This window comes from Christensenella sp., assembly GCF_034927525.1.
Taxonomy (GTDB): domain Bacteria; phylum Bacillota; class Clostridia; order Christensenellales; family Christensenellaceae; genus Christensenella.
In genome coordinates this window covers 1-13,151 of the sequence record NZ_JAYFPU010000307.1, presented here as the reverse complement: position 1 = coordinate 13,151, position 13,151 = coordinate 1, and the positions used below count along the sequence as shown (strand labels likewise).

Sequence of the window (13,151 nt, the reverse complement as noted above, 5' to 3'; positions counted from 1 at the left end):
TTTGCACGCATTGAGGAATCAGACATGATGCTGGTTCCCGATTTGGATACGTTTGCGATCTTCCCCTGGTCTAACCCGAAGGGGCGCACGGCGCGGTTTATTTGCGACGTATATATGCCGGATGGCACGCCGTATGAAAGTTGTCCGCGGCACATCTTAAAGAGGCAGCTTGCCCGCGCTAAGGAGCTTGGATACTCGCTTAATATCGGGCCAGAGTGTGAGTTCTTTATGTTCCACAAGGACGAGAAGGGAAAAGCGACGATCGAGACAAACGACGACGGCGGATATTTTGATCTGGCGCCGCTTGATACGGGCGGCGGTGCGCGCCGTGATATCAGTCTTGCGCTTGAGGAAATGGGGTACGAGATCGAGGCGGCTCACCACGAATGCGCGGCAGGGCAGCATGAGATCGATTTTAAATACGGCGACGCGCTTAGGATGGCGGACGATGTGATGACGTTTAAGATCGTCGTTAAGAGGATTGCGCAGATGCATGACTTGCATGCGACGTTTATGCCAAAGCCGATCTACGGAATTGCGGGGAGCGGTATGCACATCAATATGTCGCTGTGTACAAAGGATGGCAACGCGTTTTGCGACAAGAGCGACGAGCTTGGACTTTCCAAGGAAGCGTACGGATTTATGGCGGGTATCTTAAAGCACGCCAGAGGGCTTTCGCTGCTGACGAACCCGACGATCAATTCGTATAAGCGCCTTGTGCCGGGATTTGAAGCGCCGTGCTATATTGCGTGGTCGGCAAAGAACAGAAGCCCGCTGGTACGCGTGCCTTATGCGCGCGGGTCGGCGACGCGTATTGAGATGAGGAACCCTGACCCGACGGCAAGTCCGTACCTTGCGTTTGCAGGTGCGCTCGCTGCCGGCTTAGCGGGCATCGAGAAGGGGATGGTTCCGCCGCCGCCGGTGAACAAGAATATTTATACGCTGAGCGAAGCGGAGAAGAAAAAACATAAAATCATGCGTGTGCCACAGAACCTATTTGACGCGATCGACGATTTTGAAGCAGACCCGCTGATGCGTGAAGTGTTGGGGGCAGGAGCGTATTCGAAATATCTCGCGGGCAAGAAAACGGAATGGATGGACTATTCGACCTGTGTACATGAATGGGAACGCATCCACTATCTTACAAAATATTGATCAAATAAAATACCGCTCCGGTTGCCGGAGCGGTATTTTTTACTGTATTCTTATTGACAAAAGAGGTGGAATCTACTACAATTATTAATGCTATCTGAAAAGACGGCCCCATGGTCAAGCGGTCAAGACGTAGCCCTCTCACGGCTGAAACCGGGGTTCGATTCCCCGTGGGGTCACCATATACCGCCAGCAATTATGCTGGCGGTTTTTTGTTTCTTTCAATAGCCGATCAGATCGTGGATGCGCTTGATGGTAGCGAGGTTATCCATTGTTTCTGCAAGGCTCAGCCGCGGCTTTTCCCCGTTCAGGATACAACGCCCAAATTGCTCGACCTCAAGCATATAATTATCCTGACAGTTGACGCGGATGATTTCTTCCTGCTGCATGGGCTCTGTGACGGCATCCTGACGAAGGATACGGATCGGGATGTGGCCGGTAGCGTGGTAAAGGCCGGGATATTCCAAAATACCTTTATCGCCCGCGATGGTAAAGCCGTTCATGAAAACAACATTGAACGAACAGTGGATCATACCGAGAAGCCCGTCACCGTAGGAATAGGCTACACATACATCTGTATCTACGCCGGTCTTGGGATGCATGATAGCTTGTGCACAGATTTCCTCCGGCTGCTTTCCCGTCAGGTAACGGAACAGATTGATGGGATAGGAACCGACGTCGTAAAGCGAACCGCCGCCCAAATCCTTTTGCAGGCGGATATCGTTTTCGTCACCCGGCAGGAAAGAAAAATGTCCCTCGATGAGCGCCGGTTTGCCGATCACGCCTTGATCGAGTAGCTCCTTTACCTTTATGATCGCGGGGTTATGGCGATAGGCAAATGCTTCCATCAGGATCACGCCGTTTTTTTCACAAGCCGCCTGCATCTCTTTTACCTGCTCAACGGTAAGGCTAAGGGGCTTTTCGCACAAGATGTGCTTTCCACTTTGTGCTGCCTTTTTAACCCACTCGAGGTGCATGGAGTTTGGGAGGGGGATGTATACCGCATCCACATTGGGATCGGCAAGCAATGCTTCATAGCTGTCATATGCTTTTTCCGGCGCGTGGCGTTTTTCAAAATCGCGCAGTTTTGCTTCTGTTTTGCCTGAGATGGCATACAGCTTCCCGTTGGAGGATGCTTTGATGCCGGGAATCACGGCGCTTTCGGCAATGCGCGCGCAGCTGATGATTCCCCAATTGACAATATCCTTTGTTTCCATAACACTCGCTCCTTTTTACTTGATATTATTGCAAATATAACACTTTGAAAAGGAAAAAGCAATGTAGCAATAAGCTATGATATAATGAAAGAAATAAAGCAGGGAGGCGACGGACATGAGATTTGGCAGGGTACGGATACAACAGGGAGATTTTTACGCAGAGCTATCCGGCGGGCAGGCGAAGCTGCTTGTGGGAACGCCGTATGAAACGGTTGCTTATACGGGAGAGGAGCTTGCGCTTGAGGCGTGCACATTGCTTGCGCCGGCTAAACCGAAAAATATCGTGGCGGTTGGTCTCAACTACCAAAGCCATGCGACGGAAATCGCAATGACGATCCCTAAGGAACCGCTGATCTTTTCTAAATTTATAAGCTCGATCCTTGTCCCGGGTGGGGTGATCGTCAAGCCGCCGCAGTGCGAGAGGCTCGATTATGAAGCGGAGCTTGCGTTTGTGGTGGGAAAGAAATGCAGGAACGTGAGAAAGGAAAACGCGGCGGAATATATCTTTGGATACACATGCTTAAACGATGTGACGGCGCGCGATTTACAGAAAACAGACGGACAATGGGCGCGGTGCAAGGGCTTTGATACATTTTGCCCGTTTGGGCCGTGGATCGAAACGGAGTTTGACCCGACGGGTGCGCATGTGAGGGCGATCCTCAATGGCAAAACAGTGCAGGAGGGCAATACCTCTGATTTTATTTTTGACGCGTACACGCTGCTGGCATACATCAGCAGCTTTATGACGCTTATGCCGGGCGACGTAGTGACGATGGGCACGCCGGGCGGCATCGGCCCGATGCAGCCGGGGGACGAGATCAGCATTGTGATCGACGGGATCGGCGAGCTGCGGAACACAGTGGGAAAATAGTTAAAAGGGTAGTTTATGAAAACAATTGCCATTGTAGACGATGATGTATATATCGGCAATATGCTGGAAGAAGCGCTGCAAAAAGAAGGATATGCCGTCCTCCGCGCATATTCCGGGACGGAAGCGCTTTTTCTTCTTTCGAAGCACCAGCCGGATATTGTTTTGCTGGATTTGATGCTGCCGGGGCTTTGCGGGGAAGAGGTTCTGCCTAAAATACGCGCGATACCGGTAATTATTATGAGCGCAAAAGTGAGTGTTGACAATAAGGTTCAGCTGCTTTTGGATGGTGCGGTCGATTATGTTACGAAGCCATTTGAATTAAAGGAGTTGTTGGCGCGCATACAGGTGCATTTGCGCCCACATGCCACGGCCTTGGGAAGTGAAGTTTTGCGCTATGGCGATCTTTGTCTTGATACAAAAACCCATCAGGTCACGGCGGCAGGCCATTCTGTCCGGCTCACAAAAACCGAATTTGCCATCCTAAAGTATTTGATGCGGAATCCGAACCAAGTCATAACCAAATCACAGCTGCTGGATCAGATCAGCGCCGATACGCCGGACTGTGTGGAAAGCTCGTTAAAGGTGCATGTAAGCAATCTGCGTACAAAGCTTCGGGAGCAAGACAATAAAGAGAATATCGAGGCTGTGTGGGGGATCGGTTTCAAGCTGTTGTGATGAAGCTTTACGGTTTCTTAACGTTTTTCTTAACCGGTTTCTTAACCATATCGTGCTAGCATAAGGAATCATATACAAGGAGGCATTGATGTGGAGTATGTATTAGAAACGCACAACCTGTCCAAACAATACCATTCATTCAAGGCGCTTGACCGGTTATCTATGCGGGTAGAAAAGGGGGCCATCTATGGCTTTGTTGGCAAAAACGGTGCGGGCAAAACCACGCTGATCCGAATCATCTGCGGCTTACAGCGGCCGACGGACGGCGGCTATACGTTATATGGGAGAGGGCACGCCACGGCGGATATCGGAAAATCCCGCCGCAGGATGGGCGCCATTGTAGAAACGCCGTCCATCTACCATGATATGACGGCAGAGGAAAACCTGAGGGCGCAGTACAGAATACTGGGGCGGCCTTCCTTTGACGGCATTGACAAACTGCTTGAGCTTGTTGGCCTGCGCGGTACAGGGAAAAAGAAAGCGAAACATTTTTCGCTTGGTATGCGGCAACGGCTGGGTATTGCTGTGGCGCTTGCAGGCGATCCGGACTTTCTTGTGCTGGATGAGCCCGTCAACGGCCTTGACCCGCAAGGCATTGTGGAGATGCGGGAGTTAATTTTAAAACTTAATCGGGAACATATGATCACGGTGCTGATTTCCAGCCACATTTTGGATGAACTCTCCCGCCTTGCAACGCATTACGGATTTATCGACAGCGGAAGGATTGTGAGGGAGATCAGCGCGGAGGAGCTGGAACGCAGCTGCCGCAAGTGCATGAACCTTACAGTCACGGACATTCATGCGCTCGTCCGTACGCTGGATGCGATGGGCATTGAATACGCGGTTACAGCGGACAAAAAGGCCGATGTATTTGGGGAATGGAACATTACAGAGCTGACACGTGCGCTCGATCAGGAAAACTGCACCATCCAAAACATGGAAGCGCGCGATGAAAGCCTGGAAAGCTATTACATCAATTTGTTGGGAGGTGAGCGCAATGCGTAACCTGATCCGGGCAAATTTTGTGAGGCTGGTGCACGACAAGGTGTTTTGGATCGTAACGGCGGCCCTTTTGATCCTGGGATTTGTGATACTGGGCGGACAATACCAGGCAATGAAAGAAACAGATGTGACCGTCTTTTTGGAATCAAGTATTTTGGGCGTATTTTTGTTGGTTGGCATTGCCCTCGCTATTTTTGCTCCCTTATTTATCGGCACAGAGTACAGCGACGGAACAATGCGCAATAAGCTTGCGGCAGGCGCAAAGAGAACGCACATTTACTTCGCTCATTTTATTACCTGTGCCATTGCAGGTATTTTGATCGATGTTGTATATCTGGCCATCATATCTTCCCTTGGCTTTGCTCTATTGGGAACGCTTGTAACGCCGGTCACTACGCTGCTTATATGGATCGCCGTAGGCATCCTGTTGACGCTCAGCTGGGCGGCGATTTTTACGCTGATCACAATGCTGGTCACCAGTAAGGCTGTTTCCGCGATCGTCTGCGTTCTTCTTGCCGTCGTGCTCATGGTGGCGGGGTCGAACCTGTGCATGTCATTAAAGGAGCCTGAATTTTATGACGGAATGGTGTCCGATGTAGTAAATGATGCGGAGGCAGAGGACGGTATGCAAACGCAATACAATATGCAATATGTCGAGAAAATCCCTAACCCCAAATATATCCCACCGGAGCAGAGACCTTTTGTACAAGCCATAGCAGACATTTTGCCGGCGGGGCAGGCACAGCAGCTTACATGGCTTGAAGTGCCGCAGCCGTGGCGGCTGATGCTGTACTCCGCCGCGATCATTGTGATCGCAAATGGGTTGGGCGTCTTTGTTTTCCGCAGAAAAGATTTGAAATAGGTGGTCTTATGGTTTGGTTGCTTTGCGGCTTGTGCGCCGCGCTTGGTATGATCGTTATTGTTTTGCTTTGCAAAATCGCCGCCCTGCGCAGGGCGGCGGGCGAGATCGGCGCGGCATTTTGCGCAAGGCTTGATGAAGATAGCAACGTAGGCATTGATGTTTCGACCGCCGACCGCAGAATGCGCTGTCTTGCGGCAGAGATAGACAGGCAATTGAAGCGATTGCGGCGCAGACATATCCGTTTTACGCAGGGTGACCGCGAATTAAAGGATGCCGTTACAAACATTGCGCATGATCTGCGTACGCCCTTAACGGCAATTTGCGGGTATATGGAATTGCTGGAGCAGAAGGATGTGCCTGAAGATGTCCGTAAGTATTTGCAAATCATCGAAAACCGGGTCGACGTACTGAAACAGTTGACGGAGGAACTGTTCCGCTATTCGGTGATCGTGTCGACGGCGGACGACAGCCGGGAAACCATTATCATGAACCATGCGCTGGAAGAATGTATCGCCGCCCATTACAGTGCATTGCTAAAAAGCGGCATCGAGCCGGAAATTTCTATCCCAGACACCCTGATAGAGCGTTCGTTGAACAAAGCCTCTTTTTTCCGAATCCTCGATAACATGATGGGCAATGTCCTGAAATACAGTGATGGTGATTTATATATCGCACTGTCGCCTGATGGGGCGATCATTTTTCGCAACCATTCCAAATATCTGAATGAAATTAGGATAGGACGACTGTTTGACCGTTTCTATACCGTTGAAAATGGGCAGGGCGGCACGGGGCTTGGGCTTTCTATTGCTAAAATACTGACCGAACAGATGGGGGGAACGATACAGGCTTATAAAGAAGGAGAAGTTTTCACGATAGAACTTGTATTCTAGTACCGGAACACAATAGAGGAAGCATTCACCGCGCAAGCAAAAAAACGGTTGCGCGGCGGCAGATGATATGTCCAAATGGAGATGGCAACAATAAGCGGCGGTTTTGAAAACTGCCGTTTTTTGTTTCTATAAAGAAAAACACAAATTACACATATGTGAAATATAGCTGTATTTAATTGACATATTACCAATAAGTCTTTAGCATGGAAGGTGAGGAAAGCTCGTCTTTTGTGGGACGGGGAAAATATGAAAGATGATGGCAGGAGGCTGTGAAACGTGAAAAAGTATGACAGGAAGCTTTTGGAAGAAATGCTTGAGAAAATGTACCTCGGGAGAAAATTTGAGGAACGTGTGCAGTGGCTCTTTTCGCAGGGACTGGTGCATGGAACGACGCATCTTGGGATCGGCGAGGAAGCGGTAGCGGCAGGCACGATTTTGGCTCTTAAGGAGCAGGATTATGTATTTGGTACGCACAGGGGACATGCGCAGGCGCTTGCAAAGGACATCGATGTGAACGCGATGATGGCGGAGATATTGGCAAAGGAAACGGGCGTTTGCAGGGGCAAGGGTGGATCGATGCACATTGCCGACCCGGATATCCATTACTTCGGCGCGGACGGTGTGCTGGGTGCGAGCGCTGTTATGGCGGGCGGCGCGGCGCTTGCAATCAAAAAAAGAAAAGAGAAAGACCGGATCGTTACGATCTTTTTTGGCGATGGGACATCCAACGAAGGGGCGACGTTTGAGGCGATCAACCTGGCGGCGGTTTGGAACCTTCCGGTGCTCTTTGTGTGCGTGAACAACACATACGGGATGTCAACGCACATCTCAAAGGTCATGAAGGATATTGATATCAAAAAACGCGCGATCCCGTTTGGCATTCCCGGCGAGGATGTTGACGGAAACGACGTGCTGGCTGTGTATGAGGCCGTCAGCAAGGCGCGTGAATATGTGCTGGAGAACGGCCCGATGCTGCTTGTGGAAAACACATATAGGATATCCGGACACTCTAAGAGTGATGGGAACTTATACAGGACAAAGGAAGAAATCGCGGCATGGAAGGAAAAATGCCCAATCAAAGCGTTCCGCAAGTATCTGGTGGAGCAGCAGGGCTTTAGCGAGCAGGAACTCGACAAGCTCGAAGAAAATGTAGCGGCGAGGATCGAGGCTTCGGTGGAATTTGCAAAGAGCAGTCCGGAACCGACAATGGACGGTATTCTAGATGACGTTTACGCACTGTAAAGAGAGGGAATAAAAATGGCTGAAATCACATATGCACAAGCGATCAATGATGCGATCAGTGAAGAAATGAGAAAAGACCCCGAAGTTTTTATGATGGGGGAGGATATTGGCGAATATTGCGGCGCATTCGGCGTTTCTAAGGGAATGATCGAGGAATTCGGGCCGGAGCGTATTATGGACACGCCCATTGCGGAGCAGGGTTTTGTCGGTGCGGCGATCGGCGCGGCGATGGCGGGCATGCGCCCTATCGTGGAGCTGATGTTTTCCGACTTTTTATGCGTTTGCTATGACGAACTCGTAAACGAAGCGCCCAAGCTGCGCTTTATGTTTGGCGGCAAGGTATCTGTACCGATGGTGATGCGTACCCCTTCTGGAAGCGGCACGGGCGCGGCGGCGCAGCACTCCCAGAGCTTAGAGGCGGTGCTCGCACACATGCCGGGCTTAAAAGTCGTGATCCCGTCTACACCGTACGACGCAAAGGGACTCTTGAAAACCGCGATCAGGGACAACAACCCTGTCATGTTTTTGGAGCAAAAGCAACTTTACCGTACAAAGGGCGAGGTACCCGAGGAAGAATATACGATCCCACTCGGACAGGCGGACGTGAAGCGTGAGGGCAGCGACGTGACGCTGGTGACGTACGGAAAAATGGTACGCATGTGCTTGGAAACAGCGGAAGCCTTGGAAAAGGACGGTATTTCGGCGGAGGTCATCGATCTGCGCAGTATCGTACCGCTCGATATCGATACGGTCATCGCTTCGGTCAAGAAAACAAAGCATCTGATCATCGTGCACGAGGCAGTGCAGTTTTGCGGCTTTGGCGCGGAGATCGCGGGGCAGATCGCGGACAGTGAGGCGTTTTATTATCTTGACGCACCCATCAAAAGGCTGGGAGCAATGTCTGTGCCTATTCCGTTCAATCCGACGCTTGAACGCGAGGTCGGGCCGACGAAAACGAAAATCATCGACATTGTAAAAGATATTCTGTGAGGTAGATGAAATGATTGAAGTATTTATGCCCAAGGCCGGCATGGACATGCAGGAGGGGCGCGTTATTAAATGGCTCAAGGAGGTCGGCGATCCGGTAGAGCTCGATGAACCGATCATGGAGATCGAAACGGATAAGATCACGATGGAGGCAGAGGCGCCGGGAACGGGTATCCTGCTGGCGAAGCTTGTGCCGGATGACACGGTCGTGCCTGTGCTTGAGGTGATCGGCTATATCGGCAAGGAGGGGGAAAAAGTCCCTGAGAAGGCCGAAGCAAGAACGGAAGAAAAACAAGGCGGACAAGCGGTTGAGGAAAAGCCGCAGGCAGCTGCTGAAAAAACCAAAAGTGAGGTGTTTGTGAGCGGGGACGTGATCGCTACGCCGTATGCAAAATCGCTTGCCAAGGAAAAAGGCGTAGACCTTGCAAAGACTGTGCCCAGTGGTAAACACGGGGAGATCAAAGCGGCGGACGTACTGGCGGCTTCCCCTGCGGCAACGCCGCTTGCAAAGCGCATGGCGGACGATATGGGCGTGCCGCTTGGCGGTGTCGCGGGAAGCGGGTTTGGCGGCAAGATCACAAAAGAGGATATTCTTGCGTATCAGACGCCGGTGCAGGGCGCAGGCGAGGAGACCAGCGTGCCGCTTAAGGGCGCGCGCAAGGTGATCGCAGACCGGATGGCAAAGAGCCATACGGAATGTCCGACTGTGACGCAGCACATGAAGGTCGATGTGACGCGGCTGCTGGCGATGCGTAAGGAACTGAATGAAACAAGGGAGCAGAAGATATCAGTCAACGACATCGTACTAAAGATCGTCGCGCAGGCGGTATCCGAGCATCCGCTCGCGCGTACAGTGATCCGTGATGATATGCTGGTGACCAAGCCGGAAACGAACATCGGTTTTGCGGTGGGCATGGACGAGGGGTTGCTCGTGCCGGTGATAAAGAATGCGGACAGGCTGCCGCTTTCGATGATTTCACAGATAGCGAAAGACTTAGCAAAGCGCGCGCGCGAAAATGCCATCAAGCCGGATGAAATGTCGGGCGGTACATTTACGATATCCAACATGGGTATGTTCGACGTATACGCGTTTACGCCCATCATCAACCAGCCGGAAAGCGGCATCCTTGGGATATGCTCGATCGAGGATCAGGTGTATATCAAGGAAGACGGCAGTGTGGGCAGCAAAAAGATCATGATGATCTCTTTGACGTACGATCATCGCATCATGGACGGCGTAGGCGCTGCCAGATTGCAGCTGCGCATCAAAGAGCTGATGGAGCATCCGCTTGACGCGCTGTGCGAGGAGGAAAAAGTAGTGGCTGAAAAATATGACGTAGCCGTGATTGGCGGCGGCCCGGCGGGATATGTATCCGCCATCAAGGCCGCGATGTTGGGCGGTAAGGTAGTTTTATTTGAGAAAGATGTTGTGGGCGGCACGTGCTTAAACCGTGGGTGCATCCCCACGAAATCGTACATCAAGACAGCGGAAACGATCGGGGAGATCAAACATGCGGGAAAACGCGGGATTGTAAACGACCCCAAGACCGCGGTCGATATGGAGAAAGTCGTTGCGTATAAGGACGGCGTGGTCAAGAAGCTGACAGGCGGCGTGGCGGGATTGCTGCGCTCACACGGCGTGACCGTGGTGCATGGCGAAGCCTCGTTAAAGGACAAAACGACGGTTGTATGCGGCGGTAAGGAATACGCGGCGGTGGCGACCCTGCTTTGCGGCGGGTCTGTGCCAGGGGCGATCCCTATTCCCGGGGCGGAGCTTGCGGGCGTGCTCACAAGCGACACGATCCTTGACTTAAAGGAAGTGCCGGAGGAGCTGTGCGTGATCGGCGGCGGCGTGATCGGGTGCGAGATTGCGACGGCGTTTGCGGCGTTTGGCAGCAATGTGACCATCGTGGAATATGCGCCGACGCTTATTCCGATGATGGACAGCGAACTGGCTGTGGCAACGGAAAAATCGCTGCAGGCGGCGGGTATTAAAATCATGACTGCAACAGCGGTCTCACAGATCGGAAAGGATGGCGGCAAGCTGGCGGTAAAAGCGGGCGATGCGGACATCGTATGTGATAAGGTATTGCTTTGTGTGGGCAGGAAGCCCGACCTTTCATGCCTCGGAAGCCTGAGCGGCGAGATCAAAACCGAAAGGGGTTATGTTGTCGTCAATGATAACATGCAGACCAGCATTCCTAATATCTATGCGCCTGGGGATATCAACGGAAAAAGCATGCTGGCGCACGCGGCCTTCAAGATGGGCGAGACCGCGGCGCAAAACGCACTTGGAGCCAACGAAAGATGTAAGCTCTCTGTGGTGCCGTCATGCGTATATACGCTGCCCGAAGTCGCCAGTGTTGGGATGACCGAAGAAGAAGCGGTCAAGAAATACGGCAAGGATGGGATATTGATCGGACGTTTCCCTTTTGCAGCGAACGGTCGCGCGCTTGCGTGCGGGCATCCGGAGGGGTTTATCAAGGTGATCGCCACGAAAAAATACGGCGAGCTAGTGGGCGTGCATATGATGGGCGCGGGCGTGACGGAAATGATCGCCGAGGCTGCGGCGCTGATGGCCTCCGAGGTCACGGTGCATGAGATCGCGGAGATCATCCATCCGCACCCGACGTGCAGCGAAGCATTTATGGAGGCGTGCGCGGACGCGCTTTCGGCGTGCATTCATTTGCCGAAGAAGTAAGAGGGGAGAAGTCAATGAATTTTAAATTACCGAAAACACATATATTGTTGCAGGAATTGTACCGGAAATTTGCACAGACAGAAATAAAACCGCTCGCCCGGGAGATGGACGAGACGGAGACCTATTCGATGGAGCTTGTGGAAAAGATGCAGAAGTGCGGATTCTTCGGTATCCCGTATTCCAAAAAGTACGGCGGCGGAGGCGCGGACGTGCTGGCGTACACGCTATGTATGGAGGAAGTATCGAAAGTGGACGCGAGTACGGGTATTACCATTTCGGTGCATACGTCGCTTTGCTGCTCGTGCATCAATGAATATGGCAGCGAGGAGCAAAAAGAGAAGTTTTTGCGTCCGCTGGTGGATGGGCGCAAGATCGGCTGCTTTTCGCTGACGGAGCCGAATGCGGGATCAGACGCTTCTGGACAGCAGACGACAGCGGTGCGCGACGGGGATCATTATGTGATCAATGGATCCAAGGTGTTTACGACCAATTCCGGCTTTGCGGATACGTTCATCGTATTTGCGCTGACGGACAAGGCGGCGGGGACGGACGGTATTTCCGCTTTTATCGTGGAGCGGGAAACGCCGGGCATCACGGTGAGCGCAAACATCCCGCGCATGGGCATTCGCGCGGCATCTAACTGTGAGGTGGCGCTGCAAAATGTATGCGTACCTGCGGAAAACCGCTTGAAAAAAGAAGGCGAAGGATTTGAGATCGCAATGAACGCCCTGGACGGCGGGCGCATCGGCATCGGTGCGCAGAGCGTGGGCATCGCGCAGGGCGCGCTTGACGAAGCGATCGCGTATGTGAAGGAGCGCAAGCAGTTTGGCAGGCCGATCGCAGCGTTCCAGAACACGAAATTCAAGATCGCGGAGATGCAGACGAAGATCGACGCGGCGCGGCTGATGGTGTGGCGTGCGGCGCTTGCCAAAGACGCGCATGAGGATTATTCGGCGCTGGCGGCGATGTGTAAGCTGTTTGCTTCTGAGGTGGCGAACGATGTGACGCGTGCGTGTGTGCAGCTTTTTGGCGGATATGGGTTCTCGCGCGAATATCCCGTGGAGCGCATGATGCGAGACGCAAAGATCACAGAAATCTATGAGGGAACGTCGGAGGTCATGAAGATGGTCATTTCGGGTTCCATGAAAATACGGTAAGGGGGAGCAAAAATGAAAATTGCAGTATGCATCAAGCAAGTACCGGACACCAGCGAAGTGGAGCTCGATCCGGAGACGAATACGCTGATCAGGACAGGGCTTCCCAGCATCATCAACCCGGACGATAAATCGGGCATCGAGGCCGCGCTTGCCTTAAAAGCAATGGCAGGCGAGGGCAGTACGGTGACGGTCGTCTCGATGGGGCCGCCGCAGGCAGAAATGGCGCTTCTCGAGGCGCTTTCGATGGGATGTGACGAGGCGTATCTGGTATCTGACCGCAAATTCGGCGGTTCGGACACGCTGGCAACCTCCACCATTCTTGCGGCCAGCCTCAAAAAGATCGGTTATGACCTGATCGTCACAGGACGTCAGGCAATTGATGGAGACACCGCACA

At 52.4% G+C, this 13,151-nt stretch carries 11 protein-coding genes, 1 tRNA gene and 1 pseudogene; 12 read left to right on the top strand and 1 reads right to left on the bottom strand.

Going from position 1 to position 13,151, the window contains the following annotated elements; genetic code table 11:
* On the top strand, nucleotides 1–1,155 hold a 1,155-nt coding region (glnA, locus tag VB081_RS12505), incomplete at its 5' end, for a type I glutamate--ammonia ligase (RefSeq protein ID WP_323401128.1).
* 104 nt (nucleotides 1,156–1,259) lie between these two features.
* A tRNA-Glu gene (locus VB081_RS12500) sits at nucleotides 1,260–1,334 on the top strand.
* A gap of 39 nt (nucleotides 1,335–1,373) precedes the next feature.
* Here VB081_RS12500 and VB081_RS12495 read toward each other — a convergent pair.
* Entirely contained in the window at nucleotides 1,374–2,369 is a 996-nt protein-coding gene (locus VB081_RS12495; protein WP_323401127.1) for a Gfo/Idh/MocA family protein, read from the bottom strand.
* A gap of 115 nt (nucleotides 2,370–2,484) precedes the next feature.
* Here VB081_RS12495 and VB081_RS12490 point away from each other — a divergent pair, with 115 nt between their 5' ends.
* From VB081_RS12490 to VB081_RS12445, 10 genes and pseudogenes are all read left to right on the top strand, one after another.
* Nucleotides 2,485–3,240, top strand: a complete 756-nt coding sequence (locus tag VB081_RS12490) for a fumarylacetoacetate hydrolase family protein (RefSeq protein ID WP_323401126.1) — start codon at nucleotides 2,485–2,487, stop codon at nucleotides 3,238–3,240.
* A gap of 15 nt (nucleotides 3,241–3,255) precedes the next feature.
* A complete protein-coding gene (locus tag VB081_RS12485) occupies nucleotides 3,256–3,915 on the top strand; it encodes a response regulator transcription factor (RefSeq protein ID WP_323401125.1) in 660 nt (219 codons plus the stop codon).
* A 90-nt stretch (nucleotides 3,916–4,005) separates the two neighbouring features.
* Nucleotides 4,006–4,920, top strand: a complete 915-nt coding sequence (locus tag VB081_RS12480; protein WP_323401124.1) for an ATP-binding cassette domain-containing protein — start codon at nucleotides 4,006–4,008, stop codon at nucleotides 4,918–4,920.
* Complete coding sequence (locus VB081_RS12475; protein ID WP_323401123.1) at nucleotides 4,913–5,779, top strand: ABC transporter permease subunit; 867 nt, start codon at nucleotides 4,913–4,915, stop codon at nucleotides 5,777–5,779. The genes VB081_RS12480 and VB081_RS12475 overlap by 8 nt, the downstream gene beginning before the upstream one ends.
* 8 nt (nucleotides 5,780–5,787) lie before the next feature.
* Nucleotides 5,788–6,669 (top strand): sensor histidine kinase, encoded by an 882-nt coding sequence (locus VB081_RS12470; RefSeq protein WP_323401122.1) that lies wholly within the window; start codon nucleotides 5,788–5,790, stop codon nucleotides 6,667–6,669.
* 276 nt (nucleotides 6,670–6,945) lie between these two features.
* Complete coding sequence (locus VB081_RS12465) at nucleotides 6,946–7,911, top strand: thiamine pyrophosphate-dependent dehydrogenase E1 component subunit alpha (RefSeq protein ID WP_323401121.1); 966 nt, start codon at nucleotides 6,946–6,948, stop codon at nucleotides 7,909–7,911.
* A 15-nt stretch (nucleotides 7,912–7,926) separates the two neighbouring features.
* Nucleotides 7,927–8,901: an alpha-ketoacid dehydrogenase subunit beta gene (locus VB081_RS12460; protein ID WP_323401120.1), complete on the top strand. Its 975-nt coding sequence runs from the start codon at nucleotides 7,927–7,929 to the stop codon at nucleotides 8,899–8,901.
* 10 nt (nucleotides 8,902–8,911) lie between these two features.
* Nucleotides 8,912–11,599 (top strand): dihydrolipoyl dehydrogenase, encoded by a 2,688-nt coding sequence (gene lpdA / locus VB081_RS12455; protein ID WP_323401119.1) that lies wholly within the window; start codon nucleotides 8,912–8,914, stop codon nucleotides 11,597–11,599.
* Between the two features lie 14 nt (nucleotides 11,600–11,613).
* On the top strand, nucleotides 11,614–12,756 hold the full coding sequence (locus tag VB081_RS12450) for an acyl-CoA dehydrogenase (protein ID WP_323401118.1): 1,143 nt from the start codon (nucleotides 11,614–11,616) through the stop codon (nucleotides 12,754–12,756).
* A gap of 12 nt (nucleotides 12,757–12,768) precedes the next feature.
* A pseudogene (locus VB081_RS12445) lies at nucleotides 12,769–13,151 on the top strand (electron transfer flavoprotein subunit beta/FixA family protein); the annotation flags it as partial.